The organism is Anabaena sp. UHCC 0253 (assembly GCF_009712085.1).
Classification (GTDB): domain Bacteria; phylum Cyanobacteriota; class Cyanobacteriia; order Cyanobacteriales; family Nostocaceae; genus Dolichospermum.
Genome location: NZ_VILD01000010.1, coordinates 56,075 through 82,687, shown reverse-complemented (window position 1 = coordinate 82,687; position 26,613 = coordinate 56,075). Strand labels below are relative to the sequence as shown.

The following is a 26,613-nucleotide window of genomic DNA, read 5'->3' as shown; positions in this document are numbered from 1 at the left end:
GTTAATTATGAAGGTGAACTAGAATTAGGAACTGGTTTTAATATCAAGTCTGCTTGGGAGCAAATTATGAATAAATTAGGGAGAAAGTAAGCAGTGAATTTGCATCAGCACCTCGAAGAAGAATTAGAAAAAGATTTTAATTTACTCAAGCAGTATGAAGAAAAGCGGCGAGATGAAACAAATCCACGGCTTATCGGTCAGTACAATAGTGAAATTAATAGAATTAAACTACAAATTTCTGAACGTCAACAGGAATTAGATAAACTACCTAAAACTTCTCTTACTCCAGCAACAAATCAATCTTTTATCGAAGAATTGGGTTTTGGTGTTAAGTTAGAAATGATCTATATTCCTGGTGGTACATTTTTAATGGGCGCACCAAAAATTGAAGTAGATAGTGATGATGATGAACGTCCCCAACACTATGTAACTGTCAAACCGTTTTACCTGGGGAAATACACCATTACCCAGGAACAATGGGAAAAGGTAGTTTATTCCTGTCCTACCATCGAGGATTGGCTAGATCCACACCCTTCTTACTTCAAAGGTGATAAACTACCAGTAGAGCAAGTATCTTGGTACGATGCCGTCGAATTTTGTGCTAGATTGGCTAAGAAAACAGGACGACAATATCGCTTACCCAGTGAAGCGGAATGGGAATATGCTTGTCGGGCTGGTTCGGCAAAACCTTTTGCTTTTGGTGACACAATCACCACAGATGTGGTAAACTATGATGGTAACTACACTTATGGTAATGCCCCCAAGGGAAAATATCGCGTACAAACAACAGCAATAGGAACTTTTCCGCCCAACGCCTTTGGTTTATATGATATGCACGGAAATGTCTTGGAATGGTGCGCCGATAGTTGGCATGATAGCTATGAAGATGCACCTAGTGACGGCAGTGCATGGATAAATGAGAATGATAATCAACATCGGCTGCTGCGCGGTGGTTCGTGGAACCGCACCCCTGAGTGGTGTCGTTCTGCCACTCGCTACAGGTATTCCCCCGGCAGCCGTAGCAGCCTTGTGGGTTTTCGGGTAGTGTGCGGTGGTGCTGCCAGGACTTAGTAGCCCTTTACACTCTTGCCCTTTTGCCCTCTGCTCTTTTCCTCTTTACCCTTACCAAGCGTAACGGAGTGGAGCGATCTTTTTTTAATTTTTGGGCTTTTTCAGAAAGCCGCGTTATTTAATTTAATAGAAACTTTTACAGCCTTGGTTTGATTTATAATAACATATAAATCTGAATCTGTAAATCAGATTCCTAAACAGCTATTTATTTCTCTTGCTCAAACAAGAGGATAAAGAAGGGACAGGCAACTCCGGCTGCTGCGCGGTGGTTCGTGGAACAACAACCCTAAGTGGTGTCGTTCTGCCAATCGCAACAGGAATACCCCCGACAACCGTAACAACAATGTGGGTTTTCGGGTAGTGTGCGGTGGTGCTGCCAGCACTCTCTTGTACCAGAACTGACGGATGGGAATTCGTCGGGCGTGTCAAAGGAGAGTCCAGACCTGTTCCTGTGATGTTGGTGACAGCATCCTAATATCAAACTGGTTTGGGTAGCTTGGTAGGTGTCAAAGCCGAAGACTTACCCAAACTTAAAATATCCTCTTAATTACGAATTACCTTTTAAATTTCCGTTCTAAAAAAGCAATTATTTGTTCCCAAGCTGAAGTAGCCGCAACAGCATCAAAACGATAACCATCATCTCTCATAAAAGTATGTTCTGCTTCATAAGAGAAAAATTGATGATGAACTTTAGCATTTTCTAAAGCATTAATTATAGTATGTCTGTCATGTTCAGAAATATGTGGATCTTGAGTACCAAAAATCAACAGCATTTCCCCTTTAATTTCCTCAAATCTGTGAATAGTATCCGCCACACCTTTACCTAATTTACCAATAGGAATACCTGTAGGATAACAAGAAACACAAGCTTCAATTTCACTTTCAAAAGCAGCCCGAAAAGCTAAATGTCCACCAATACAAAAACCCAATGTTCCGATTTTATCAGCAATAACTGAACTATCATGTTTGAGAAAATCAATGACAGCGCGAGTATCAGCATCATATTCAGAAATTAACGTCCGTCGTGCATCATCATTACCGCGCATTCTCCCAATATCATTAGGTTCAATTACAGAACCCACAGGTTCAATGCGGTGAAAAATTTCCGTTGCTGCGACAACATAACCAAAACCAGCTAAATAATTAACTAAGCGAATTATGGCATCACCTAATTGATAAATATCACTGTAAAAAACAATTCCTGGATATTTACCCTCTGCTTTAGGAGAAGCGACATAAACCCGCATTAAACTATCATCTACTCTTAATTCGATATTGCGTTTAACAATTTGCATTTTTCGTTTTTTGCTAATGTGTTAATTTGTAATTCTGCCGATTTAATAATAATCAGTAAATTTTTATAAATACTCTATTTTTTAAAGAAGTTGAATTTCATAGTTTGACACGCATGATGTAACTATAATTATGTGCTATTATATACAATATAATATAAAGATTATGTTAGATTATACAATCAGTTCCGGCAACATCTTTCAAGATTTAGGATTTGCTAATGCAGAAGAAAAACTAGCCAAAGTTAAATTAGCTTCTGTCATAGCTGATATTTTAGAACAGCAACAAATTACACCGCAACAAGCTGCACAAATTTTAGGCTTAGAAATTGAAAAAGTAAATAATTTAAGTAACGGTGTTCTCAAAGATTTTACAATTGAGAATTTATTAACTTACTTAATAAAATTAGGACAAAATATAGAAATAATGGTAACAAACCAACAATCCGAAAAATCTCAACCTAAAATTAATGTTGTTTATCAAAAAATTGCTTAACGTCTAGATATGCACATTATCAGCAAAAAAAGACTGAAAGAATTTTGGGAGCAACATCCAAAAGCTGAATCAAATCTAGAAACATGGTATAAAATTATTAATAAAGCCAAATGGGAAAATTTTGTTGAATTACGTCAAGTATTCCCATCTGCTGATTTAGTTGGCAATTTTACTGTTTTTAATATTAGTGGTAACAATTACCGACTGATCGCTTTAGTAGACTATCAATATCAAGAAGTTTATATTCGCCATATCCTTACCCATGCAGAATATGACAAACAAAATTGGAAACAAGACCCTTGGTACACCTAAAACATATCTAGAATTGATAACTGCTTTTCCTCCTCGCAAAATTACATCAGAGGAAGAACTAGCGACAACTCAAAATATCATTGATTCCTTATTAGATCAAGAAAGGCTAACTTCTGACGAACGAGATTATCTTCATTTATTAGGACTATTAGTATCTGAATATGAAGAACATCATTATCCTGTGGCAGACATTTATGGAATCGAATTATTAAAAGTATTACTGGAAGAATTGAACTTACAATCCCAAGATTTAATGCCAATATTTGAACAGGAAACAGTTTTATCTGAGGTTCTCAGCGGAAAACAGCAAATGACTATGAATCACATAGAAAAACTGGCTAAATTCTTTCATATTTCTCCATCTGTCTTTTTTAAAGATGTTTAAGTCGTAGAAACACTAAAGCAAATCAAATATCATATTTATAAATTATCTGGAATGGCTTATACTATATAATTAAATTGTGCATTATTCCCATACTTAATTATGAGGTCAAAACCATTATGGAAACAATCACTAAGAAAAAATATATTTATTGGCAAGACGAGGATATGTTTATTGGTTACTTAGAAGAATATCCTGATTATTGGACTCAAGGAAATTCTTTAGAAGAACTCCAAAACAACTTATTAGATTTGTATCACGAATTTACCAGTGGTAATATTCCTGCTATCAGAAAAGTTGCGGAGTTAGAATTATTGTGAAAAGAAGGGACTTAATAAAAGAATTAGAAGCAATGGGTTGTATTTTTATCAGACATGGTGGCAATCATGATTGGTATCAAAATCCTATTACTAAAGTATCACAACCCATTCCTAGACATAGAGAAATTAATGAGAACTTAGCTAAACATATTCTCAAAATACTACAAAACACTTAACTCCTCTTTGCGCCTCTGCGCCTCTGCGTGACATAAAAAAAATCTGTAACTTCCCCCCAGAAAAACTAATCATAGGTAAGATGACACAGAAACAACAAACCATTACACTGACATTGGTGTAAATACATCTTACCGGAGTTCCAAATGACATTAGCCAGCACTCCACAAATAAAACCCTTAACAGACACAGAATTACAAAGAATTAATGCTTATTGGCGTGCAGCCAACTACCTTTCAGTCGGACAAATATACCTCCTCGACAACCCCCTACTGAGAGAACCACTCAAACAAGAACACGTCAAACCCAGACTATTAGGACATTGGGGAACTACCCCAGGGCTAAACTTGATTTACGCCCACCTGAACAGAGTCATTAAAAAATACGACCTCAGCACCATATACATAGCTGGACCCGGACATGGCGGACCCGGACTTGTCGCCAATACCTACTTAGAAGGAACATATAGCGAATATTACCCCAACATCACCCAAGATGCTGGAGGAATGCAAAAACTGTTCAAACAATTCTCCTTCCCTGGTGGTATTCCCAGCCACGTCGCCCCAGAAACCCCCGGTTCTATCCATGAAGGGGGAGAACTCGGTTATGCTTTAGTTCACGCCTTTGGTGCGGTTTTTGACAACCCTGATTTAATCGTCGCTGCGGTTGTTGGTGACGGAGAAGCAGAAACTGGCGCATTAGCTACCAGTTGGCATTCTAACAAATTCCTCAACCCCGTTACTGATGGTGCAGTTTTACCAATTCTGCATTTAAATGGATACAAAATTGCTAACCCCACAGTATTAGCACGGATACCTCATGATGAACTAGAAAGCCTATTTATCGGCTATGGCTATAAACCTTACTTTGTGGAAGGGTCTGATCCCGCCGAAGTTCACCAAAAAATGGCGGCAACATTAGATACAATCATTCAAGAAATTCAAGGTATCCAAAGAGAAGCGCGGGTACATGGTTTCAAAGAACGCCCGCAATGGCCGATGATTGTATTACGGACTCCTAAAGGTTGGACAGGTCCCAAGGAAGTAGACGGAAAGAAAACAGAAGATTATTGGCGATCGCATCAAGTCCCCTTTGGTAATGTAGTTGGTAATCCAGAACATCTGCAACTCCTCGAAGACTGGATGCAGAGTTACAAACCAGAAGAACTCTTTGACGCAAACGGTACACTCCTTCCTGAACTTGCAGAACTCGCACCTACAGGCCATCGTCGCATGGGAGACAATCCCCACACAAACGGCGGTATGTTGCTGCGTGATTTAATCATGCCTGATTTTTGCAACTATGCAGTAGAAGTCCCCAAACCAGGTACTGTTAACGCTGAAGCTACTAAAGTTAGTGGTAAGTTCCTGCGGGATATCATGAAACTGAACGAGGAAAGCCGCAACTTCCGCGTTTTTGGACCAGATGAAACCGCATCCAACCGCATAGATCCAGTATTAGAAGTCACAGGACGCACTTGGGTCGCTGAAACTCTCCCCGAAGATGACCATTTATCACCTACTGGTCGGGTGATGGAAATGCTGAGTGAAACCAACTGTCAAGGATGGTTAGAAGGATATCTGCTTACAGGTCGTCATGGTTTCTTCTCTTGTTATGAAGCATTTATTCATATCATTGATTCCATGTTTAACCAACACGCTAAATGGTTAAAAACAACTCTGGAAATTCCCTGGAGAAGACCAATTGCATCATTAAATTATCTTCTCACTTCCCACGTTTGGCGACAAGATCATAACGGTTTCTCCCACCAAGATCCTGGTTTTATTGATCATGTCATGAACAAAAAATCAGAGATTATTCGTGTTTATTTACCACCTGATGCGAATACTTTGTTATCCGTCACTGATCACTGTTTAAGAAGTCGTCATTATGTCAATGTTATTGTGGCTGGAAAACAACCAGCATTACAATATTTAGACATGGATGCAGCCATTAAACACTGTACCAAAGGTTTAGGAATTTGGGAATGGGCCAGCAGTGATTTAGATGGTGAACCTGATGTAGTTATGGCTTGTGCTGGGGATATTCCTACTTTAGAAACTTTAGCAGCAGTAGATATTTTACGTCAGCACTGTCCAGAAGTAAAAGTGCGGGTAGTGAATGTAGTTAATTTGATGAAACTACAGCCACAAAGTGAACATCCTCACGGTTTAAGCAGCAAAGATTTTGATACAATTTTCACAACTGATAAACCAATTATCTTTGCTTTTCATGGTTATCCTTGGTTAATTCATCGTCTCACCTATCGTCATACTAATCATAAAAATCTTCATGTCCGTGGTTACAAAGAAGAAGGAACAACAACCACTCCTTTTGATATGGTGGTGATGAATGATTTAGATAGATTCCACCTAGTAATGGATGTCATAGATCGTGTACCAAAATTAGGTTCTAAAGCTGCTTATGTGAAGCAAAGATTACAAGATACTTTGATTGAACATAAGCATTATATCGAGAAGCATGGTGAAGATATGCCAGAAATCCGTGATTGGACTTGGCCATATTAATAATTGAGTCAAGCTGATTTTATCGGTAGGGGTTTAGCAGTGCTAAACCCCTACACATTTAAGGTTCTCGTACTCTTGTAAAAGTTCATTGCTCTTGATGCTAGAATTTAAAGACCAGGGTTATAAAAATATCTTTCTATGATTGGTAATATTCTCCGTCAACGTTACAGGATTATTAAACAACTAGGTGCAGGTGGATTTGGTGAAACCTTCCTCGCAGAAGATTTAGATATTCCCGTGACTCCTAAACCGATTTGTGTGGTTAAAAAGCTGCACCCAACAATTATTGACCCAGAAATTATCCGTTTATTTGAACAAGAAGCACAAATACTATATCAATTAGGACAAAATCACGATCAAATTCCTAAATTGTCTGGCTATTTTCAGGAAGATCAAGATTTTTATTTGATTCAAGAATTTATTGATGGATATGATTTAACTCAGGAAATAACACCTGGTAAGAAGTTGAATGAAGGAGAAGCAATTCAATTTTTACGAGATGTTTTAGAAATATTGGTTTATGTCCATGAAAATAAGGTGATTCATCGAGATATTAAACCTGCCAATATCATGCGACGCAAAGATGGGAAATTAGTATTAATTGATTTTGGGGTAGTCAAACAAATTAATACTACTATTGCGATGAAATCAGGCTTAACAAGTAAAACTGTAGGTGTCGGTACTCATGGATATATGCCACCAGAACAGGGTTTTGGTAAGCCTAAATTAAGTAGTGATATTTATGCTTTAGGAATGACAGCAATTGAAGGATTAACTGGAATTTCTCTTAATACATTATCAGAAGATGAGGAAGGGGAAATTATTTGGAGTAATTTAGTTTCTGTTAGTAATAAATTAGAGAATTTTATTACTAAAATGGTGCGTTATGATTGGCGACAACGTTATAAAGATGCAAAGGAAGCATTAGAAGAATTAAATCAGGTTTTTTCAATTATTAAACAACAGAATAGACAGCCAGTAACACTAAATCAATCTAGTCAATATTGGTTTGAACAGGGGATTGAATTAATTGATTTAGAAAGGTATGAAGAAGCTATTTCATATTTTGATAAAGCAATTGCCATTAACCCTGACGATCATGATGCTTGGTTTCACAGGGGTACTGTACTAGACGAATTACAAAGGTACAGAGAAGCGATCGCATCTTACGATAAAGCAATTGCCATTAACCCTGACGATCATGAAGCTTGGTATAACCGGGGTATTGCTTTAGGTGCGTTACGAAAATACACGGAAGCGATCGCATCTTACGATAAAGCCATTGCTATTAAAGCTGACTATCACGAAGCTTGGAGTAACCGGGGTGTTGCCTTAGAGAAGTTACAAAAATACACGGAAGCGATCACATCTTATGATAAAGGCATTGCTATTAAAGCTGACTTTCATGAAGCTTGGTATAACCGGGGTGTTGCCTTAGAGAAGTTACAAAAATACACAGAAGCGATCGCATCTTATGATAAAGCTATTGCTATTAAACCTGACTTTCATGAAGCTTGGCATGGACGGGGTATTTCCCTAAGACAATTACAAAAATACGAAGAAGCGATCGCATCTTACGATAAAGCTATTGCTATTAAACCTGATGATTATGATGCTTGGCATAACCGGGGTGTTTCCCTAAGACAATTACAAAAATACGAAGAAGCGATCGCATCTTATGATAAAGCCATTGCTATTAAACCTGACAAACATGAACCTTGGACCGCTAAAAGTGTTTCCCTATGGTATCTACAAAGGTATGAAGAAGCACTAAAATGTTGTGAAAAGGCAATTAGTATTAAACCAGATTTTGAACTAGCAATCAAGAATCGTAATAATTTATTAAAGCAATTGGGGCGTTAAAATTAGGTCAAAACGTGGGTTAATAATAAAACACTTAATTTTCAGGAGTCTCTAATTAGTGTCTGAAAAAATCCATTCCAGATATGCGGATGGAACACCAGTTTATCAAAGTCAAATACCTCCCAGATTTGGTGAACCTATAGCCGATCCTTTAGCACAAGCAGCCCATTCCAGATTAAGATGGGATCAATACCATCAAAGAATTTATCAAGCTAGAGAATTTGATACTAATGGTCAACCAGTGCGAGATATTGACTTTACCAGTCCTACATATCCTAATGGTACACCCCGCCCTGATCATTTACCACCGCCTCATCAACATCTTTGGCTTGCTAACATAACAGGTGGTATTCCCAACCGTAGTAAACAACCACAACCTCTATGAATAACCTGCAAAAATCGGCTTTTACCCTAGTTATTCAACCAGAAGAAAAACTAGAAAATCGAGTTTATTTCATTGTTGATGATCTAGCTAAAACCTATCCTGAATCACAATGGCTAATTACTGAAATAGATGCAACAGGATTATTAGGAAATAGTTTAACATCTATTTTGAATAATCAAGAAAATATCACCATTTCTTCCTCAGATTTTTTACAAATTTTGCAAGAAGAAGGACAAATTATAGATTTAGAAGCGACCTTAGTTAAAAATACTCAAGAAATTATTACTGTTTTTATCAGGGATGGTTATTCTGTAGATATTTTAGGAGTAACAGAATTATTACCTGTTCATATTTTAAATGATTGTATTGAAGTTGATCCTAATTTATTTGACACTCAAAAAACAGAAACATCTCAATCAAAGATTAACCTTGTCTATCAAAAAATTGCTTAATGCTAGTTGATGTTTAATTTTTGAAAAAATCTGATATAATTAGATCAAGCCTTTACTTATAGGTTGAGATGATCATGGAAACAATCACTAAAAAAAAATATATTTATTGGCAAGACGAGGATATGTTTATCGGTTACTTAGAAGAATATCCTGATTATTGGACTCAAGGAAATTATTTAAAAGAACTCCAGGAGAATTTATTAGATTTATATCACGAATTTGACCGTGATAATATTTAAAAATGCTGCAAAACTCTTAATTTTTCTTTTTTGAGATTAGTAAATTTCTAAGTTGAGGTAATCAATATGACCCAGGAATTAATAGACCTGAGAAATAGTATTATAGAACAACGTTACACCGACGCTTTAGCTATTGTTGATGAATTAGAGGGGATGAGTAAACAAGCTATTTTACGAAATATTCAAGCATTTTTGAGAATTTTGTTAATTCATTTAATTAAAAACCAAATAGAACAAAGATTAACTAATTCTTGGGTTGCTTCTATTCGCAATTCATTGATAGAAATTAAAAAAGTAAATCTCAAAGAAAATAAAAAATCCTATTATATCAATCAAGATGAATGGGATAGTTGGTTAGAAGATGAAATTGAATTAGCCATAGCTGATGCTAGTTTAGAAGTCTTGAATGGGATTTATAATGAATTTCAATTAGCAGAAATAGTAAATAGAGAACAGGTGATTTCTATCACTGAGAATTTTTTGGAATTGACTTATTTATATTCTGTTAAAGAATTACCAAAAGTTATTGCTGAACTTTTAACTCAGTTACCTGGTGGTGAAGATTGGAAAATAGGTAAACGGTGAAATCTTGATACAGATACACGAATATATAACCAATAACTAATTACTAAACCTTAAAATATGCCAGTTAAATCAGCTTTATGCTTTTTGTGACTGTAAGAATCAGCTAAGTCAGACTAAAATAAACCCGGCCAGTTAACCTTTGCTGGAATTCTCAACATAGGAGGTTTAATTTTGACAAAGTTGAAAATTGGTATCAATGGATTCGGTCGAATTGGTAGACTTGTGTTACGTGCCGGTCTTACTAATCCCAATATTGAATTTGTGGGAATTAATGATTTAGTTCCATCAGATAACCTTGCTTATCTCTTAAAATACGACTCTACACACGGTAGATTGAATAGCAAAGTTGAAGCTAGAGAAGATGGAATGGTGATTGATGGCCATTTTATCCCTTGTGTGTCGGTACGCAATCCGGCGGAATTGCCTTGGGGTAAATTAGGTGTAGATTATGTTGTGGAATCTACAGGACTTTTCACAGATTACACTGGGGCTGAAAATCATCTCAAAGCAGGTGCAAAGCGGGTAGTGCTTTCTGCACCAACAAAAGAACCAGATCGGGTGAAAACGATGGTTATGGGTGTAAATCATCATCTGTTTGACCCTGCAAAAGATTTGATTGTTTCCAACGCCAGTTGTACTACAAATTGTTTAGCGCCTATTGCTAAAGTTATTAATGATAACTTCGGTTTAGCTGAAGGGTTAATGACTACAGTTCACGCGACAACAGCCACTCAGCCCACGGTAGATGGACCCAGTAGAAAAGACTGGCGAGGTGGACGAGGTGCAGGACAAAATATTATTCCTTCGGCTACAGGGGCTGCTAAAGCAGTGGCTTTGGTGTTACCAGAATTGAAAGGTAAGTTAACGGGGATGGCTTTTAGAGTTCCGACTCCTGATGTTTCCGTAGTTGACTTGACTTTCAAAACTACAAAATCTACCACTTACAAAGAAATCTGTGCAGCGATGAAAAAAGCATCTGCGGGTGAATTAGCAGGTGTTTTGGGCTATACAGATGAAGAAGTAGTATCTACTGATTTTCAAGGTGATTCCCACTCCAGCATCTTCGACGCAGGTGCAGGAATTGAACTCAATGCCAATTTCTTCAAAATTGTCTCTTGGTATGACAACGAGTGGGGTTACTCCAACCGTGTTGTTGATTTGATGTTGTCAATGGCACGGAAGGAAAAGTTGATTTAGGTAACAGGGTACAGGTGACAGTAAGAAGGGAATAGGCAAAAGACAATAGATGATACATTATTCTCCCCTGCTCCCCTGCCCCTCCGCTCCCCTACTCCCTCCTGGGCTTAACTGAGTGCTTCTACCGTACCGTTATTCCCTAATTTTGTTATGCGTCGCACTAAAATTATCTGTACTATTGGTCCAGCTACTTCTGCACCAGAGAAGCTAGAAGCTTTGATAAAGGCGGGAATGAATGTGGCTCGGCTAAATTTTTCCCATGGGGCTTATGAGGCACACGCCCAGACTTTTCATCATTTGCGGCAAATTAGTAAGGATTTACATAAACCAGTAGCAGTGATGCAGGATTTGTGTGGTCCAAAAATTCGGTTGGGGAAGTTACCTCCAGAAGGGTTAATGCTAGAAGCTGGTAGCGAGGTGACTTTTCTCCTCAAAGATAAAGGGGAAAGTATTGATGAAATTCCTTTACCTCTACCAACTTTGTTTGCAATGATGCGACCAGGTGAACCGATTTTAATTAATGATGGTCGGGTGAAGTTGACTGTGACTAGCCGTGATGCTGATAAAATTCGGGCGGAGGTAAAGATTGGGGGATTAATTTCGACTCATAAGGGTGTGAATTTACCTGCGACTCCTTTACCTGTGAGTTCGATTACAGAAAAGGATTTGATGGATTTGCGGTTTGGGATTCAGTTGGGTGTAGACTGGGTTGCAGTTTCTTTTGTGCGATCGCCTCAAGACCTTGAACCTGCCCAACGGATGATTGAAGGTGCTGGTGCAAAAATTCGCCTCATTGCTAAAATTGAACGCGCTGAAGCTGTAGAACAGTTAGATTCTATTCTCAAGGTGGCTGATGCAATTATGATTGCCCGTGGTGATTTGGGCGTAGAAGTACCAATTCATCGAGTTCCTTTAATTCAAAAAGATATTATTCGTCGTTGTAATCATGCTGGTAAGCCAGTGATTACGGCTACCCAAATGCTAGAGTCAATGATTAGCGCCCCTGATCCTACCCGTGCAGAGGCAACTGACGTTGCTAACTCGATCTTAGATGGGACGGATGCGGTGATGTTGTCGGGAGAAACCGCTGTGGGAGCATATCCCATAGCCGCAGTCCAAACAATGCACAATATCGCCGTGGAAACAGAAAAGGCGATTCAGGAAGGTGCTAGACATACTTGGAATCATGAAGCTGGTCGTCTGAGTGTCACCGAATCAGTTGCCCAATCTGTATGTCGTATGGCTTATGAAACCGGCGCTAAGGCTATTCTTTGCAATACAACATCGGGAAATACCGCGAGATTGATTTCTAAGTACCGTCCGTTGACTCCGATTATTACTCTTACTTCTGAGGATATTGCTTATCGTCAGTTAGCATTATCTTGGGGTGTAGAACCTTTGCTGATTCCACCAGTTCACACTGCTGAGGAGATGTTTGAGAAAGTCGTCAACAGTGTTGTTGAAGGTGGTTTTGCCAAGGAAGGCAATAAGGTGGTAATTACTTCTGGTGTCCCAATTGGTCAATCAGGAACAACCAGTTTAATCAAAGTGCATTCTATTGGACAGCCAATTACTGCTTGACACATCTAAAATGGTAATTGGTAGGGTAATTGGTGATTGGTCATTGGTCATTGGGAAACATCTTCTCCCTGCCCTATTTCCTGTCTCCTATTCCCTGTCCCCTGTCCCCTGACAACTGACGAAGGAGTATGTTATGCCTAAAAACTTACTAGAGCAACTGCGGGAAGTAACAGTTGTAGTAGCGGATACTGGAGACATCCAATCAATTGAACAATTTAAACCTCAAGATGCTACTACCAATCCCTCACTGATTACCGCGGCGGCACAAATGCCGGAATATCAGAATATTGTTGATCTAACTTTAATGACAGCAAAGAAAGATGCAGGTGCAGGTGCTAGTCCAGCACAGATAGTGTCCCTGGCTTTTGACCGCTTGGCGGTTGCTTTTGGATTGAAGATTTTGCAAATTATCCCTGGTCGAGTATCTACAGAAGTTGATGCTCGTTTATCCTACGATACAGATGCTACTCTGGCTAAAGCGCGAGATTTGATTGCTCAATATAAAGCTGCTGGTATTTCTCCTGAGCGAGTTTTAATTAAGATTGCTGCTACTTGGGAAGGGATCAAGGCTGCGGAAATTTTGGAAAAAGAAGGTATTCATTGTAACTTAACTTTACTGTTCGGTCTGCACCAAGCGATCGCCTGTGCGGAAGCTGGTATTACTCTCATTTCTCCCTTTGTCGGCCGCATTCTCGACTGGTACAAGAAAGATACTGGCCGCGATAGCTACCCCGCTGCGGAAGATCCTGGTGTATTATCTGTCACTACCATTTATAACTACTATAAGAAGTTTGGTTATAAAACTGAAGTGATGGGTGCTAGTTTCCGTAATATCGGCGAAATTACTGAACTTGCTGGTTGTGATTTGTTAACTATTTCTCCAGGGTTGTTGACAGAATTACAAAACACTGTGGCAGAATTACCCCGGAAGCTTGATCCTGCTAAGGTAGCAAATTTATCAATTACGAAGATTTCTGTTGATAAAACTACCTTTGATCAAATGCACAATAGCGATCGCATGGCTTCTGATAAACTTGCAGAAGGTATTGATGGTTTTACCAAGGCTTTGATTTCTTTGGAAAAACTATTAGCTGAAAGATTGGCTCATTTAGAAAGTAACAAGGTAACTGCTTAATCATTAGGTAATGGGTAATTAGTTAAATTTTTACCTATTACCTATTACATCTACTTCTGTTTATTTTCACGGTTTGGTATTAGTTTGGTTTCTAACGGTTTAATTCTGCTTTATATTCTCTCCATTTTGGCATAAATTTATCCATTAAAGCCTGAAATTTAGCCCCGTGACTGCGTTCTAAAAGATGAGTAATTTCATGGACTATCACATATTCTAAACATAAAGGATTTTTTTTAGCTAATTCCAGATTTAACCAAATGCGTTTAGCTTGGATATTGCAAGTACCCCATTTGGTTCTCATGATTTTTATTCCCCATTCATTTATATTCACATTAATTACCTTTTCCCATTTATCTATTAATGGGGGAATTTGTGCTTTTAATTGTTGACGATACCAAGAGTTTAAGACTTTTTGACGTTGTTCTTTGTCGCTTCCTGGTTTGACAGATAAATCAAGATATTGATTATTTCTAATTTCTACTTTGGGATGATTTTGATAAATTACATTTAATGTATAGGGTTTACCTTGAAAATAATGATTTTCTCCTGATAAATATTCTATTGTTTCTGGACGTGGTTTTAATTGAAATTTAGTTTGATTTTTTTTAATCCATGCTAATTTGGAAATTGCAAATAACCGTACAGATTCATCATTAATATGTAAAGGTGTCGCAATTCTGACGCGGCCATCTGGGGGATAAACCGCTAAATGTAGGTTTTTAATATCTTTTCTGACAACATCTATAATTATGTCAGCGATGGTTATTTGATAGGTTTTCATGGTATTATTAGGAGTCATGAGTTATATATAATATAGCCAGGGAATAAATTCCCTGTCTAATAGCGAAAGTACGTTAAAACGTACTATTATTAACAATCTAAATTTTTCATTTATTATTATTTTTAACCATAAATCTAAATTTATCATCCAACATCAAATAAATAAAATCGGCTCTTCGGCACTTGGTATGCTAAATTATTTTGTCAAATTCCAAAACCCTTGCCATATAAGGATTTTATGTTAATTTATTGGTGAATTTGACATAAATTTGGCATCAAAAACAATGAAACCCTTTATTTATATGGGTTCTGGGGTAAATAAACTCATATTTGGCATAACAACTACCGAAGAACCATAAAATCAAAATAGTCGGTTTTAACCGACTTTAACTTTTAGACAGGGAATTTATTCCCTGGCTTCTGGCTTTATCAATTATATTAATACTCATTTTGATTTTTCACTATTTCCATAATATTATCTATCTCTTCTGGTAAGGGTAAATATTTTTTAATGGCGTTTTTTACTTCCTTGCGTTTGACTGGATGTGTTCTCCAACCATCTTGTTTAGTTTGACGAATTACTGCATCTATTGTTAACGCTAGTTCTTCATTTTTATCTAGGTTATCATATAAGGCGATTTTTGCGGGGGTGTTTAATGATTGCGGATATGCTGATGATGTATTTGGTTGTTGAACTTGTTTAGCTAATTCGACAATTTGCTGTAAGTAATTTTGATAGTCTGCTGTTGCGGTTTTGCGGTTTTCAATTAATTCATTGAGTAAAGTTGACATTTTATCAAAATATTTCGGGTTGGTTGGTTGTTGTTCAATGATTAATTTCCGCAAGTTGTTTTCTATGGTTTCCGCGACTGCGGTTTTATTGTTTCTAATTCCTGAGGGTAAACTATTAACTGCATTTACACCGTTGTTAACTATTAATTCTACTAAGGTGAGATTTTCAAAGTTTGCTAAAATCTGACTTGATTCTGCACCAATATAACTATCTATCAGATGACGCATATCATTTTGATAGGCTTTAAAATCAATATAGTCACCACTTGATAATTTTATCTCTTGGCTGACTTTTTGATAATGTTTAACTTCCTGTTGAATATCATAAATTTCTCGCGTTGTATATCCTGCTTTTTCCATTTCATTGGCTATATTTGCATAATTTCTAATTAAGGAATTAACACTTTTATATAAAACTAATCTTTGGGGTTCGGTGTTTTTTAAATCTTCTGGGTTTTGAGGATTACCACAAAAATAATGAGTATAGTCTTCTGTATGATAAGGCGGTTTTACAGGTTCACATAAGGCTTTAATGGCTTCTATGGCGGTGTCTAGGTCATTTTTGCCTTTTTCTAATCTGTCACTTAATAACCCTGCTATATCAGCAATATCATAATCTGCAAAAACTTCTGATGTGTAATCTTTAACGGATTTTTCTAAACTTTTAAATAGGTCTTTGTAATCTATAATATAACCATATTCTTTGTCTTCACTATCTAAACGGTTGACGCGACAAACGGCTTGAAATAAATTATGATCTTCCATAGATTTATCTATATAAAGATAGGTAGCGGGAGGTGCATCAAAACCTGTTAAAAGTTTGTTCACGACTATTAATAATTGCATTTCTCCGGGTGAATTGATAAAGTTGTTTTTTACATCTTGTTCAAATTTATCTGCATTTTGTCCATTGAGCATTTTTTGATAGATTTCATATTGATGTATTTTATCGGTTTTTCCCTCTCCTGTGTTTTCACCTTTGATACTTTTGATGGTAGGATCATAAGATGTAATAATGGCACATTTGGTAAAACCAGCATTTTGGAATAATTCATAATATTTACAAGCTTGATAAATACTTCCAGCTACAAGTATGGCGTTACCTTTGCCATTTGCTAGTCTTTCTTTGGTGCTAAAATCCAATAAAATATCTTTGACAATTTCCTCTAGTCGAGATTTGGAACTGAGGACTTTTTGCATTGTTCCCCAGCGTTTTTTAAGTTCGGCTTTTGCTGTTTCTGTTAATGCGTTGGTTTTGGCTGCAAACCATTGATCAATTTTGGCTTGTGAGGTGATATACTGCTCAACATTCCGCGCTTCATAACGTAAATCTAAAACGACTTTATCACCCACAGCTTCGTTAAATTTGTAGGTGTGAATATATTTACCAAAAACTTCCAGACTGCTTTGTTTGTCTTGTTTTAATAATGGTGTTCCTGTAAAGCCGATAAAAAGAGCATTTGGTAATATATCTTTCATGGCTTTATGTAATTTCCCTGCTTGGGTGCGATGACATTCATCTACAAATACATAAAACTCTCCGTAAGGTTGGAAGTTTTTGGGTAAGCTGCTTTTTAATTGTTTTATATAGTCTTCATAGTCTGAAGAACCTCTCTCCAAACCTCTCTCCTGGGAGGAAAGAGGCTTTAAATTCTCCCCCTTCCCTACAAGGGAAGGGGGGTTGGGGGGGTTAGGTTTTCTTTCTTTTTTCCGAATTTATGAATTAATGAACAAATTAATGGAGGTGTGGTTTTTTGGAGTTGGGTAATTAAATCTTGTCCGCTTTTGGTGCGGTAGATGTTTTCGTTGACACCTAAAAAAACGCCTTCGATTTGGTCGTCTAGTTCTTCGCGGTCGGTGATAATTAAGACACGGGCGTTAGGGTTAAATTCCCGAATCCATTTGGTTAACCAAACCATTGTTAAGCTTTTTCCACTACCTTGAGTGTGCCAAATTATGCCACCTTCTTGGCGGTTTATGTGGTCTTGGGCGGCTTTTATGCCTAGATATTGGTGAGAACGACAGAGTTTTTTGATACCCCCGTCAAAGAGAATAAAGTTATAAATGATGTCGAGAAAGCGGTGTTTTTCGCACAGTTGCAGCAGGTGTTTATCTAAAGAATTTGTAATGTGGTTATAACTGTCTTCTTTCCAAGTTAGATAATATTTTTCTGAGGTTTTTGTTGTTCCATAACGTAGTCCTTGGGTATCGTTACCTGCTGCGATTAATTGAATAGTATTAAAAAATGATTTAATAAATAATGATTCTTGATTATCTAGGTTTTGACGGATAGCTTCGGAAACAGGTACGGTGCTACTTTTGAGTTCGAGAACTGCTAAAGCGATGCCATTAATGTATAAAACTATATCTGGTCGTTTATTATTTTCGCCTTTAATGCTGACTTCTTCGGCGATATAAAAGTCGTTTTTTAAGGGTTCTTGCCAGTTTATCAGGTAAATGCTTTGAGTGTTTTCACTTGCTTCTGGCTTGATATTGATACCGTAGCGTAATAAGCTATAAATTTCTTTGTTGATGTCGTAGAGGTTTGGGGTTGTGTCTGTGGTGAGTTTATTTAGTTCGTGAAGGGCTTTGGTGATAATGTCTTGATTGTATTTTTGGGTATCGCGTAAAAATGCGGTGAGTAGGTCGGTTTCAACGTTGCTGTTATTCTCGCGGTAGTGCCAATTTCCTAAGTATGTATAACCTAGTTGTTGCTGGAATAGTTGCACTACGCGGTTTTGGGTTGCGCGTTCTGGTTGTCCGACTTGACTCATTACGTTACTCTTTGTTAATGGTTTACATATTTTACTTTGTATTAGTTTATGAGTGTGATGGTATTTTTACGTAAAGATGCAAATAATATCTTATATGTTATTATTTAAGGTAATTAACTAATTGAGCAAACCATAAGTTATGGAAAAGTTACTTAATATCCATATTGAAAAATTACCAGAGGGTGTTTATTTAGCAACATCTGATGATTTACAAGGGTTAGTTGCTCAAGGTAGGACGGTTGCTGAAACTTTAGAAATAGCTCGTGATGTTGCTAGAAAGTTATTAGAAGCTCAAAATCAACAATTAGATTATTTACAACCTATAGCTGAAGAATTTAATTATCCTTTGGTGGTAGGATTTTAGTTATTTATGGGTAGATTATCGGGTTTTAGTTATCGGGAAATTATTAAGATTATTAAAAAGTTTGGTTTTGTTTTTTATCGTCAAGCAGCAGGAAGTCATGAAATTTGGTTTAATGCTGAAACGAATCTTTATACTACCATTCCTAATCATTCTGGTGATATGCCAGAGGGGACATTAAGAGCTATTTTAAAGCAAGCGGGGATTAAACCCGATGATTTTTTGCAAGGTTAATTTTTGTTAAATAATTATCTCTAATGAACCCGATATTGTAGGGGTTTAGCATTGCGCTTTACCCCTACCCCTATATAGGTTTCGCGCAAAGTCGCAAAGGAGCAAAGTCGCAAAGGAAGATGATATAATTAGGTCTAAAATCCCCGACTTCTGTAATTAAAATTATACTTAAAAATAAGTTAACAAAAGAAGTCGGGGATCTGAATTCTCGTTTTTCCTGTTAATAGTTCTTGCATCATTCCCTGTTTTATCGCTTTGTATTTGTCGCGGTTTTTTTCTAATGCTTCTATTTCTTTGTCTATGTCGTTGAATATTTCAGCTATGGCTTTTTGTTCGGGAAGCGGTGGGAGAGAAATTACATATTTTTTAACAAGATTGGTATTTAAGTTATTTTGTGAACCCGTTTGTCCCATTGATTTGAAATTATTTTCAAGCTCTTTTAACTTATAGTAAAGAAACACTTGATCAATATTATTTAACTTTGTTAAACCAAGAAAACCATCATGAATACAAGTATCAATATTAGTAATAACAGGGATTCCTACAGTTGCACAAATACTCATGATTAAACTACCAGCCGATAAAAATCTACTTTGTAAAATTCCTTTTTGAGATAAATAGTCTCTAGTTTTTTCTAAAATTCTACCATTTGATGCTGTAATATCTGAAATTCTCACCCAACCTACAGAGCTTGTTCTGTCGTACCAAATTGGTGAATCTATAGGTCTTGGTGATGCTCCGCGTTGTATACCAGCAATATCCCCCAATTTCTTCACTTCCCACTTACCGTTAAAACCAGGTAGGCGTTTTTTACCTGTGAGGAGTTGCTGCATTGTCCCCTGTTTGATGTTACGCTTTTTGGTAATAAGTTGATCTATGGCTGTAATTAAGTTATCTACATCACTCAGTGCGTGAGCGATCGCTTTTTGTTCAGAAAGCGGGGGAAGGGGAATTTTGTATTTTTGAAAATAGGGAATACCTATAGTTTTGATAGTAGTACCATTAGCAATTCTTTCAAACTCTGGCTTTTGTGATTGCAACCAATAATAAAGAAAATGGTTATCCAATTTTAAACCACATTGCCAAGCAAAAAAGTGCTGACTAACAGCCATTACATCTTTAGTAATAGCACTTTTTCCAACTCCTGCATCTCGTGACAAAACAACCGATTCTGAAGGATGTAAAACTGCGGAAGAGTTAGCAATACCTGCCAGTGTTATTTTTTCATTCGTATCATAAATATATATATTATCAAAACGATTTGAGTCTTTTAATGATATCCACTTAATATCCCCTTTCCAATATTCAGAATGTCTTTTATTAGGAGTATGGCCACTTCCTCGCTTCGCAACTGAATCAAGTAAAACTTCTTCCCAATCATCAGGAATAACCCCCACCTCAGTAACTTTATAACCATCCTTAATATTAACTTCCATTACCAAACCATCCCCATATTTTGCAAATGTCCCTCAACCTTCCTTGTCAAAATCTCCACCTCAGAAGTCAACACAGATAAAGGCAGATCATAACGTTCTCCTAACTCCTTAATCCGTTGCGTCAACCGTTGAGAAATCCGATCCATTTCGGCAATTATCCCCTGTTTTAACGTTGTCATCCATTTATCATTAACCACCAGAGTTTTAACTTCTTCCTCCGTTAAATCTGCATATTTTGCAATCACCTGATTATGTAAAGATAGAGTTATATCCTTAATTTGTTTACTAAATTCCGCCTCCGCTTCAATCAATTTCAAATAACTCTTTAACACCTTTAACTCATCTGCATCTGCAAAAAGCGGATTTTTCTGAATTTCCTTAATTCTCACATTAATATTAGTTTTGGTAACTTTCCCACCCTCATTAGTCACCTCACTTAATAAACCCTCTTCTCCACCATATTCTTCTTGTATTTCTTCCTGTTGTCGGATAATGTCATCCTTTTGAGTTTCCAACTTGGCAATTTTTCCCTGTTCTGTGAGAAAATAGCGGTTAATCATCAAATCTTCAGGAATCAATTCACAAACATAATCTATAATTACGCCTTTTTTATTGGTGATTGCTGTTAATTCAGCTTGCCAACCATCTTCAACTAAAATATAAATATCATCCTTCATTGTTTCCAGCCAATATGTCATCAAATGCTGATAAACATCATACTTATCAATCAGGTTTTTATCTGCAAACGCTCTTAACAAATCTTCTGATAGAGTGTAAATAATTTCCTTGGGTTTATCTCCCCGTTGGATAGCTTTTAATAAAGGTGTGTGTTTATTTTCCCAACTTGCAAAAACTGCTTGAATTTCCCCACTATATTGCCTAAATTCAGCATGATTAAAAATGCAGGTTTTCACCTCAGACACCGCAATTTTTAACTGTTGATATCCTAGCCGATTTGTATTTGCAAATAAATCTTGTTCCAGACTTGGGTAAACTTGCCAATAATCCTGTAATGCTGCAATATCCCGCTTTGGTATTCCCCCCAATAAATGGGCTTCAATATCCTGAATATCTTCCTCTTCTTGAGAGTCAATATAGCGGGGAATATTCAAATTATAATCATTGTCTTGAATTTCCTCAAATGACACCATACGGGCATATTTGGGAAGTTCTAACTGTTTATTGAAAACATCCACAATTTTATGGATATCCTGTTCCCGCAAGCGGTTTTTATTGCCATCTTTCACATAAGCCTTACTCGCATCTATCATAAAAATGCTTTGACGATTTTCGGCATTTTCTTTATCTATGACAATAATACAGGCAGGAATCCCAGTTCCATAAAATAGGTTAGGAGGTAAGCCGATAATGCCTTTTATAATCTTTTGTTGAATCAGCTTTTTTCTAATATCTGCCTCAGCATTCCCGCGAAATAACACGCCATGAGGTAAAATTATCGCTCCTTTACCGTGAGGTTTTAAGGAAGCAACTAAATGTAATAAAAAAGCATAATCACCATTTTTAATGGGCGGAATTCCATAACCATCAAATCGGTTAAAATCATCCTTTTCTGGATTAAAACCCGTACTCCAAGCTTTGACAGAAAAGGGAGGATTAGAAACTGCAAAATCAAAGGTTTTTAAACCACCTTGATCATCTTTAAAATGGGGAGTTGATAAAGTATTATCTTGCTGAATTTCCGAAGTGGGATGTCCATGTAAAATCATATTCATCCGGGCTAATGCGTAGGTTGCATTATCCATTTCTTGCCCGTAAATGGTAATTTTTACATCTGTCTCATCTGCGGCTTTTAATAATAACGAACCACTCCCACAAGTAGGATCATAAATACTTTGTTCTTGACTAGTTGCGGTGTTAATTCCGATTACCTTAGCAATAACGCGAGAGACTTCCGCCGGAGTGTAAAATTGTCCTTTGCTTTTACCCGACTGGGTGGCAAAATTCCGCATTAAATACTCATAAGCATCGCCTAATATATCATCTCCATCGGCGCGGTTTTTACTAAAGTTTAAAGCCGGGGTTTCAAAAATAGCCACCAGGTTAGAAAGCCTATCTTGCATTTCCTTACCTTTCCCCAACTTATCCGCATCATTAAAATCGGCATCATTAAAGATATTACCCAAGTCGTTAGCCGTAGCTAGATTGGTAATAATTTTATTGATTTCTGCCCCTATATTCGGCTTGCCTTTTAAATTAACAATATCCTGAAAACTCCCACCTTCAGGGACTTCTATAGTGGCATCTTCCACACCTGCATATCTATCAGAAACGTATTTAACAAATAATAAAACCAATACATAATTTTTATACTGAGAGGCATCCATACCTCCCCGCAATTCATCACAGCTTTTCCATAAAGAACTATAAAGTTCACTTTTCTTAATTGCCATTTTGTGTAGTAGCCTTTACGCATCCCTGGGTTAATTTTACCTTGGTGAACTCTATAATATCCTTAACTATGTCAGACATCCCTTGAGCCTTAAATTAGAATAGTGCGTCAATCCAACTTTATGAAAATACTTATCCTCAATGCCGGTTCTAGCAGCCAAAAGAGTTGTCTGTATGACATTACAGCCCCCATTCCTACCCTAGCACCTCAACCCCTATGGGAAGGGAAAATCAACTGGACTCAAGACCAAAATCAGGCAGAAATTACAGTTAAAACGGCGACAGGTGCAAAACTGCAAGAAACCATTGCGGGTGATTCACGACAGGTACAATTTGCTTATTTGCTGTCTACCCTCACAGAAGGTACAACCAAGGTAATTGATGACTTATCAGTAATAGATGTTGTCGGACATCGGGTAGTTCATGGTGGTCAAGATTACCGAGAGGCTGTAATAATTACGGAAGATGTTAAACAGGCGATCGCTCGTTTATGTAATCTCGCACCAGCACACAATCCAGCCGCTTTGGCAGGGATCGAAGCCATGGAAAAAAGTTTAGGAAATATTCCCCAAGTCGCAGTTTTTGATACAGGATTTCACAGCACATTACCCGATGCCGCCGCTATTTATCCCATCCCATATCAATTAGCCGAAGCAGGTATTCGCCGCTATGGATTTCATGGCATCAGCCATCAATATTGTGCTAATAAGGCAGCGGAAATTCTCGGACAAGATTTATCATCTCTGCGGTTAATTACTTGTCATTTAGGTAACGGTTGTTCCTTAGCCGCTATTAAAAATGGTTGCAGTATTGATACAACTATGGGATTTACGCCTCTGGATGGTTTAATGATGGGTAGTCGCAGTGGTGCAGTTGATCCAGGAATTTTAATTTATCTATTGCAACAGTATAATTACTCTAGCGAAGAATTAGATAAAGTGTTAAATAAAGCATCTGGATTACTAGGAATTTCTGGAGTATCCAGTGATTTAAGAGAGGTGATAGCCGCAAAAGAGCAAGGTAATCAACGCGCCCAACTAGCTTGGGATATATACGTACACCGTTTACGGGCTGGTATCGGGGCAATGCTGGCTAGTTTAGCAGGTTTAGATGTTTTAGTCTTTACCGCCGGCGTAGGTGAAAAATCCGCAGCAATTCGTGAAGCTGCTTGTGAAACTTTGGGATTTTTGGGGCTGAAAATTGACTTGGAGAAAAATCAGCAACAACCTATTGATGTTGATATTGCTACATCTAATTCAACTGTACGAGTTTTAGTTATAGAAACCCAAGAAGATTGGGCGATAGCAAAGCTCGCCGCAGGCATCGCGCAACAATGTTACAAATTGCTGCAACAATAGAAATGAGGATATGCCCTCATTTTTAATTTTTAATTATCAATTTTTAATTACTAAAAGTATGTTTTTATCTCGTGAAGCTATTACCACACCTTTAGTTGCTTGCTTGTGTATTATCAGCATTAGCTTAATGCAAATCCCGAAACTGCAAAAACTATTAATTAGTAAACAATCAATCCCCGTCGAAACCCTAGAAAAAGACCAGAAAAAAGAAAGTCTGCGCTTGAACTTACTCCAGAATATCCCTAGTTTTAGTTATGACAACTTAATTGCCAATTGGGTATATATTGATTTTTTACAATTCTTTGGCGATGATGAAGCCAGAGATCAAACCGGATATAGTCTTAGCCCAGAATACTTTGAAGTTATTTTAGGACGAGATCCACGTTTTTTAGAAGCTTATCTAGGACTTTCAGTAAGTAGCTCTTTATACGCTGGAATGCCCGAAAGATCAATAGCTTTGATGGACAAAGGATTAAAATCCCTATCTCCACAATTACCACAAAAATCTTATTATATATGGCGTTATAAAGGCACAGATGAGTTATTATTTTTAGGTGATGCTCAAGCAGCACAAACATCTTTTCTCAAAGCTGCTGAATGGGCAAATACTTACAGTGATGAAGAAAGTAAACAAGTAGCATTAATTTCTCAAAAAACCGCTGAATTTTTAAGTAAAAATCCTGATAGCAAATCAGCGCGAGTGGCTACATGGACTATGGTATTGAATAATAAAGTTGATGAAAAAACTCGCAAACGCGCAATTAAAGAGATTGAAGCCTTGGGAGGAATAGTAGAAACTAATCCCGACGGTACAAATAGCATTAAGTTACCACCAAAAGATTAATGGTGATTTGTCAGTCGTCAGTCGTCAGTCGTCAGTTGTCAGTTGCAAAAGAATATTTTTCTCCTCTACTCCCTGCCCCCTGCTCCCTGCCCCCTGCCCCCTGCTCCCCTGCCCCCTGCCTCTTCTCTGTAACCTGTAACCTGTAACCTGTAACCTTCCCCCTTCCCCCTGACTTCTGTTCTAGAATCGTTACAATAGAACTCCTACTATCCTCAAATTTTAGACCTGTGGAGAGTGGGAGATAATTTTTATCATGACAAGAGGATAATTTTGAGATATCTTAAAATAAGTTAACATAATTATCATAATGTCCTCTTCCCCAGAGAAGTTACGTATAAGCACAAAAAAATACAGGAGAATAAACATCGGTGAATAATAAAAGATGGAGAAATACGGGGCTGTATGCGCTCCTTTTTATAGTTGTCATTGCTCTAGGAACAGCATTTTTTGACAAACAACCTCAAACCAGAGAAACATGGCGCTACAGTCAGTTTATCCAAGAAGTTGAACAGGGTAAAGTTGAGAGAGTCAGTTTGAGTTCCGACCGGTCTACAGCACTGGTAACACCCAAATATGATGCCAACAAAAAAATCGTTACCTTGGTTAACGACCCCGATTTAATCAATACCCTCACCGCTAAAGGTGTTGATATTTCCGTATTACCTCAAGCAGACGAAGGATTTTGGTTTAAAGCTCTCAGCAGCTTATTCTTCCCTGCGTTGCTGCTAGTTGGTTTATTTTTCCTGCTCCGTCGCGCTCAAAGTGGACCTGGTAGCCAAGCCATGAACTTTGGTAAATCTAAAGCCAGAGTGCAAATGGAACCCCAAACTCAAGTTACATTTGGGGACGTTGCAGGTATTGACCAAGCTAAATTAGAACTAAATGAAGTTGTAGACTTTTTGAAAAATGCCGATCGCTTTACCGCTATTGGTGCAAAAATTCCTAAAGGTGTACTTTTAGTTGGACCTCCAGGTACAGGTAAAACCCTCCTCGCGCGGGCTGTAGCTGGTGAAGCAGGCGTTCCTTTCTTCTCAATTTCCGGTTCTGAATTTGTAGAAATGTTCGTTGGTGTGGGTGCTTCCCGTGTCCGCGATTTATTTGAACAAGCTAAAACCAACGCTCCTTGTATCGTCTTTATTGATGAAATTGACGCAGTAGGTCGTCAACGTGGTGCTGGTTTAGGTGGTGGTAACGACGAACGGGAACAAACTCTTAACCAGTTGCTGACGGAAATGGACGGTTTTGAAGGTAACACCGGCATTATTATTATTGCTGCTACTAACCGTCCTGATGTCTTAGACGCAGCTTTATTACGTCCCGGTCGTTTTGACCGTCAAGTAGTTGTAGACCGTCCCGACTACGCTGGAAGAAGCGAAATATTGAGAGTTCATGCTCGTGGTAAAACTTTATCCAAAGATGTAGACTTAGATAAAATCGCGCGTCGGACTCCTGGTTTTACCGGTGCAGATTTATCTAACTTACTCAACGAAGCTGCAATTTTAGCAGCACGTCGGAATTTAACCGAAATTTCGATGGATGAAATTAATGATGCAATTGATCGTGTATTAGCAGGTCCTGAAAAGAAAGACCGGGTAATGAGCGAAAAGCGCAAA

At 37.5% G+C, this 26,613-nt stretch carries 26 protein-coding genes and 1 pseudogene; 21 read left to right on the top strand and 6 right to left on the bottom strand.

Translation table 11 applies throughout. From position 1 onward, the window contains the following. Positions 1-93: 93 nt before the first annotated feature. Positions 94-1,071, top strand: coding sequence for a formylglycine-generating enzyme family protein (locus tag FJR38_RS23255; RefSeq protein WP_168539703.1), 978 nt, complete (start codon positions 94-96; stop codon positions 1,069-1,071). 252 nt (positions 1,072-1,323) lie between these two features. After that, a pseudogene (locus FJR38_RS23250) lies at positions 1,324-1,473 on the top strand (formylglycine-generating enzyme family protein); the annotation flags it as partial. A 152-nt stretch (positions 1,474-1,625) separates the two neighbouring features. On the opposite strand, the gene FJR38_RS23245 reads toward FJR38_RS23250, so the two are convergent. Continuing rightward, on the bottom strand, positions 1,626-2,366 hold the full coding sequence (locus FJR38_RS23245; protein WP_168497063.1) for a dienelactone hydrolase family protein: 741 nt from the start codon (positions 2,364-2,366) through the stop codon (positions 1,626-1,628). Positions 2,367-2,529: 163 nt separating this feature from the next. On the opposite strand from FJR38_RS23245, the gene FJR38_RS23240 reads away from it, so the two are divergent. From FJR38_RS23240 to FJR38_RS23175, 14 genes are all read left to right on the top strand, one after another. Beyond that, the gene (locus FJR38_RS23240; protein ID WP_168539697.1) at positions 2,530-2,859 is read left to right on the top strand and encodes a helix-turn-helix domain-containing protein; all 330 of its coding nucleotides are present in this window, start codon (positions 2,530-2,532) and stop codon (positions 2,857-2,859) included. A 9-nt stretch (positions 2,860-2,868) separates the two neighbouring features. Beyond that, a complete protein-coding gene (locus tag FJR38_RS23235; protein WP_168539695.1) occupies positions 2,869-3,171 on the top strand; it encodes a type II toxin-antitoxin system HigB family toxin in 303 nt (100 codons plus the stop codon). Continuing rightward, the gene (locus FJR38_RS23230; RefSeq protein ID WP_168539693.1) at positions 3,131-3,556 is read left to right on the top strand and encodes a type II toxin-antitoxin system HigA family antitoxin; all 426 of its coding nucleotides are present in this window, start codon (positions 3,131-3,133) and stop codon (positions 3,554-3,556) included. The genes FJR38_RS23235 and FJR38_RS23230 overlap by 41 nt, the downstream gene beginning before the upstream one ends. Positions 3,557-3,672: 116 nt before the next feature. After that, positions 3,673-3,873, top strand: coding sequence for a type II toxin-antitoxin system HicB family antitoxin (locus tag FJR38_RS23225; RefSeq protein ID WP_168497055.1), 201 nt, complete (start codon positions 3,673-3,675; stop codon positions 3,871-3,873). Beyond that, positions 3,870-4,049 (top strand): type II toxin-antitoxin system HicA family toxin, encoded by a 180-nt coding sequence (locus FJR38_RS23220; RefSeq protein WP_168497053.1) that lies wholly within the window; start codon positions 3,870-3,872, stop codon positions 4,047-4,049. The genes FJR38_RS23225 and FJR38_RS23220 overlap by 4 nt, the downstream gene beginning before the upstream one ends. A gap of 144 nt (positions 4,050-4,193) precedes the next feature. Further along, positions 4,194-6,575 carry a phosphoketolase gene (locus FJR38_RS23215; protein ID WP_168539691.1) on the top strand — a complete coding sequence of 794 codons (2,382 nt, stop codon included), beginning with the start codon at positions 4,194-4,196 and terminating at the stop codon, positions 6,573-6,575. A gap of 138 nt (positions 6,576-6,713) precedes the next feature. Next, positions 6,714-8,438 (top strand): tetratricopeptide repeat protein, encoded by a 1,725-nt coding sequence (locus tag FJR38_RS23210; protein WP_168497049.1) that lies wholly within the window; start codon positions 6,714-6,716, stop codon positions 8,436-8,438. A 58-nt stretch (positions 8,439-8,496) separates the two neighbouring features. Then, entirely contained in the window at positions 8,497-8,823 is a 327-nt protein-coding gene (locus tag FJR38_RS23205; RefSeq protein ID WP_168497047.1) for a hypothetical protein, read from the top strand. Next, positions 8,820-9,275: a hypothetical protein gene (locus tag FJR38_RS23200; protein WP_168497045.1), complete on the top strand. Its 456-nt coding sequence runs from the start codon at positions 8,820-8,822 to the stop codon at positions 9,273-9,275. Before FJR38_RS23205 ends, FJR38_RS23200 begins: the two co-directional genes overlap by 4 nt. A gap of 74 nt (positions 9,276-9,349) precedes the next feature. Continuing rightward, the gene (locus FJR38_RS23195; protein WP_168497043.1) at positions 9,350-9,514 is read left to right on the top strand and encodes a hypothetical protein; all 165 of its coding nucleotides are present in this window, start codon (positions 9,350-9,352) and stop codon (positions 9,512-9,514) included. A gap of 66 nt (positions 9,515-9,580) precedes the next feature. After that, positions 9,581-10,099: a DUF29 family protein gene (locus FJR38_RS23190; protein WP_168497041.1), complete on the top strand. Its 519-nt coding sequence runs from the start codon at positions 9,581-9,583 to the stop codon at positions 10,097-10,099. Between the two features lie 171 nt (positions 10,100-10,270). Further along, a complete protein-coding gene (gene gap / locus FJR38_RS23185; RefSeq protein ID WP_168539689.1) occupies positions 10,271-11,296 on the top strand; it encodes a type I glyceraldehyde-3-phosphate dehydrogenase in 1,026 nt (341 codons plus the stop codon). A gap of 150 nt (positions 11,297-11,446) precedes the next feature. After that, positions 11,447-12,877, top strand: coding sequence for a pyruvate kinase (gene pyk / locus FJR38_RS23180; protein ID WP_168539687.1), 1,431 nt, complete (start codon positions 11,447-11,449; stop codon positions 12,875-12,877). Positions 12,878-13,010: 133 nt separating this feature from the next. Beyond that, positions 13,011-14,012, top strand: coding sequence for a transaldolase (locus FJR38_RS23175; RefSeq protein WP_168539685.1), 1,002 nt, complete (start codon positions 13,011-13,013; stop codon positions 14,010-14,012). Positions 14,013-14,103: 91 nt separating this feature from the next. Here the strand turns inward: FJR38_RS23175 and FJR38_RS23170 are convergent, their stop codons facing one another. The 3 genes from FJR38_RS23170 to FJR38_RS27870 form a co-directional block, all read right to left on the bottom strand. After that, positions 14,104-14,811, bottom strand: a complete 708-nt coding sequence (locus FJR38_RS23170; RefSeq protein ID WP_168497033.1) for a M48 family metallopeptidase — start codon at positions 14,809-14,811, stop codon at positions 14,104-14,106. A 419-nt stretch (positions 14,812-15,230) separates the two neighbouring features. Continuing rightward, the gene (locus FJR38_RS27875) at positions 15,231-17,204 is read right to left on the bottom strand and encodes a type I restriction endonuclease subunit R (protein WP_217360048.1); all 1,974 of its coding nucleotides are present in this window, start codon (positions 17,202-17,204) and stop codon (positions 15,231-15,233) included. Between the two features lie 44 nt (positions 17,205-17,248). Beyond that, complete coding sequence (locus tag FJR38_RS27870; RefSeq protein ID WP_217360047.1) at positions 17,249-18,358, bottom strand: type I restriction endonuclease; 1,110 nt, start codon at positions 18,356-18,358, stop codon at positions 17,249-17,251. A gap of 139 nt (positions 18,359-18,497) precedes the next feature. Here FJR38_RS27870 and FJR38_RS23160 point away from each other — a divergent pair, with 139 nt between their 5' ends. Together FJR38_RS23160 and FJR38_RS23155 are read left to right on the top strand one after the other, a co-directional pair. Then, positions 18,498-18,722: a type II toxin-antitoxin system HicB family antitoxin gene (locus tag FJR38_RS23160; protein ID WP_168497029.1), complete on the top strand. Its 225-nt coding sequence runs from the start codon at positions 18,498-18,500 to the stop codon at positions 18,720-18,722. Positions 18,723-18,728: 6 nt separating this feature from the next. Then, a complete protein-coding gene (locus FJR38_RS23155) occupies positions 18,729-18,953 on the top strand; it encodes a type II toxin-antitoxin system HicA family toxin (RefSeq protein WP_168497027.1) in 225 nt (74 codons plus the stop codon). A 179-nt stretch (positions 18,954-19,132) separates the two neighbouring features. Here the strand turns inward: FJR38_RS23155 and FJR38_RS23150 are convergent, their stop codons facing one another. Together FJR38_RS23150 and FJR38_RS23145 are read right to left on the bottom strand one after the other, a co-directional pair. Beyond that, entirely contained in the window at positions 19,133-20,389 is a 1,257-nt protein-coding gene (locus FJR38_RS23150) for a restriction endonuclease subunit S (RefSeq protein WP_168539683.1), read from the bottom strand. After that, positions 20,389-22,800: a type I restriction-modification system subunit M gene (locus tag FJR38_RS23145; RefSeq protein ID WP_168539681.1), complete on the bottom strand. Its 2,412-nt coding sequence runs from the start codon at positions 22,798-22,800 to the stop codon at positions 20,389-20,391. Before FJR38_RS23145 ends, FJR38_RS23150 begins: the two co-directional genes overlap by 1 nt. A 120-nt stretch (positions 22,801-22,920) precedes the next feature. Here FJR38_RS23145 and FJR38_RS23140 point away from each other — a divergent pair, with 120 nt between their 5' ends. The 3 genes from FJR38_RS23140 to ftsH3 all read left to right on the top strand — a co-directional run. Continuing rightward, positions 22,921-24,156, top strand: a complete 1,236-nt coding sequence (locus FJR38_RS23140; protein WP_168539679.1) for an acetate kinase — start codon at positions 22,921-22,923, stop codon at positions 24,154-24,156. Positions 24,157-24,214: 58 nt separating this feature from the next. Beyond that, positions 24,215-25,000: a hypothetical protein gene (locus FJR38_RS23135; RefSeq protein WP_168499093.1), complete on the top strand. Its 786-nt coding sequence runs from the start codon at positions 24,215-24,217 to the stop codon at positions 24,998-25,000. Between the two features lie 368 nt (positions 25,001-25,368). Then, on the top strand, positions 25,369-26,613 hold a 1,245-nt coding region (ftsH3, locus tag FJR38_RS23130), incomplete at its 3' end, for an ATP-dependent zinc metalloprotease FtsH3 (protein ID WP_168539677.1).

Excerpts from the sequence above, each read along its gene's own strand:
- FJR38_RS23245 (WP_168497063.1), bottom strand. The coding sequence starts at position 2,366 with ATGCAAATTGTTAAACGCAATATCGAATTAAGAGTAGATGATAGTTTA.
- FJR38_RS23240 (WP_168539697.1), top strand. The coding sequence starts at position 2,530 with ATGTTAGATTATACAATCAGTTCCGGCAACATCTTTCAAGATTTAGGA.
- FJR38_RS23235 (WP_168539695.1), top strand. The coding sequence starts at position 2,869 with ATGCACATTATCAGCAAAAAAAGACTGAAAGAATTTTGGGAGCAACAT.
- FJR38_RS23230 (WP_168539693.1), top strand. The coding sequence starts at position 3,131 with ATGACAAACAAAATTGGAAACAAGACCCTTGGTACACCTAAAACATAT.
- FJR38_RS23225 (WP_168497055.1), top strand. The coding sequence starts at position 3,673 with ATGGAAACAATCACTAAGAAAAAATATATTTATTGGCAAGACGAGGAT.
- FJR38_RS23215 (WP_168539691.1), top strand. The coding sequence starts at position 4,194 with ATGACATTAGCCAGCACTCCACAAATAAAACCCTTAACAGACACAGAA.
- FJR38_RS23210 (WP_168497049.1), top strand. The coding sequence starts at position 6,714 with ATGATTGGTAATATTCTCCGTCAACGTTACAGGATTATTAAACAACTA.
- FJR38_RS23200 (WP_168497045.1), top strand. The coding sequence starts at position 8,820 with ATGAATAACCTGCAAAAATCGGCTTTTACCCTAGTTATTCAACCAGAA.
- FJR38_RS23195 (WP_168497043.1), top strand. The coding sequence starts at position 9,350 with ATGGAAACAATCACTAAAAAAAAATATATTTATTGGCAAGACGAGGAT.
- FJR38_RS23190 (WP_168497041.1), top strand. The coding sequence starts at position 9,581 with ATGACCCAGGAATTAATAGACCTGAGAAATAGTATTATAGAACAACGT.
- pyk (WP_168539687.1), top strand. The coding sequence starts at position 11,447 with ATGCGTCGCACTAAAATTATCTGTACTATTGGTCCAGCTACTTCTGCA.
- FJR38_RS23175 (WP_168539685.1), top strand. The coding sequence starts at position 13,011 with ATGCCTAAAAACTTACTAGAGCAACTGCGGGAAGTAACAGTTGTAGTA.
- FJR38_RS23170 (WP_168497033.1), bottom strand. The coding sequence starts at position 14,811 with ATGACTCCTAATAATACCATGAAAACCTATCAAATAACCATCGCTGAC.
- FJR38_RS27870 (WP_217360047.1), bottom strand. The coding sequence starts at position 18,358 with ATGAGTCAAGTCGGACAACCAGAACGCGCAACCCAAAACCGCGTAGTG.
- FJR38_RS23160 (WP_168497029.1), top strand. The coding sequence starts at position 18,498 with ATGGAAAAGTTACTTAATATCCATATTGAAAAATTACCAGAGGGTGTT.
- FJR38_RS23155 (WP_168497027.1), top strand. The coding sequence starts at position 18,729 with ATGGGTAGATTATCGGGTTTTAGTTATCGGGAAATTATTAAGATTATT.
- FJR38_RS23150 (WP_168539683.1), bottom strand. The coding sequence starts at position 20,389 with ATGGAAGTTAATATTAAGGATGGTTATAAAGTTACTGAGGTGGGGGTT.
- FJR38_RS23145 (WP_168539681.1), bottom strand. The coding sequence starts at position 22,800 with ATGGCAATTAAGAAAAGTGAACTTTATAGTTCTTTATGGAAAAGCTGT.
- FJR38_RS23140 (WP_168539679.1), top strand. The coding sequence starts at position 22,921 with ATGAAAATACTTATCCTCAATGCCGGTTCTAGCAGCCAAAAGAGTTGT.
- FJR38_RS23135 (WP_168499093.1), top strand. The coding sequence starts at position 24,215 with ATGTTTTTATCTCGTGAAGCTATTACCACACCTTTAGTTGCTTGCTTG.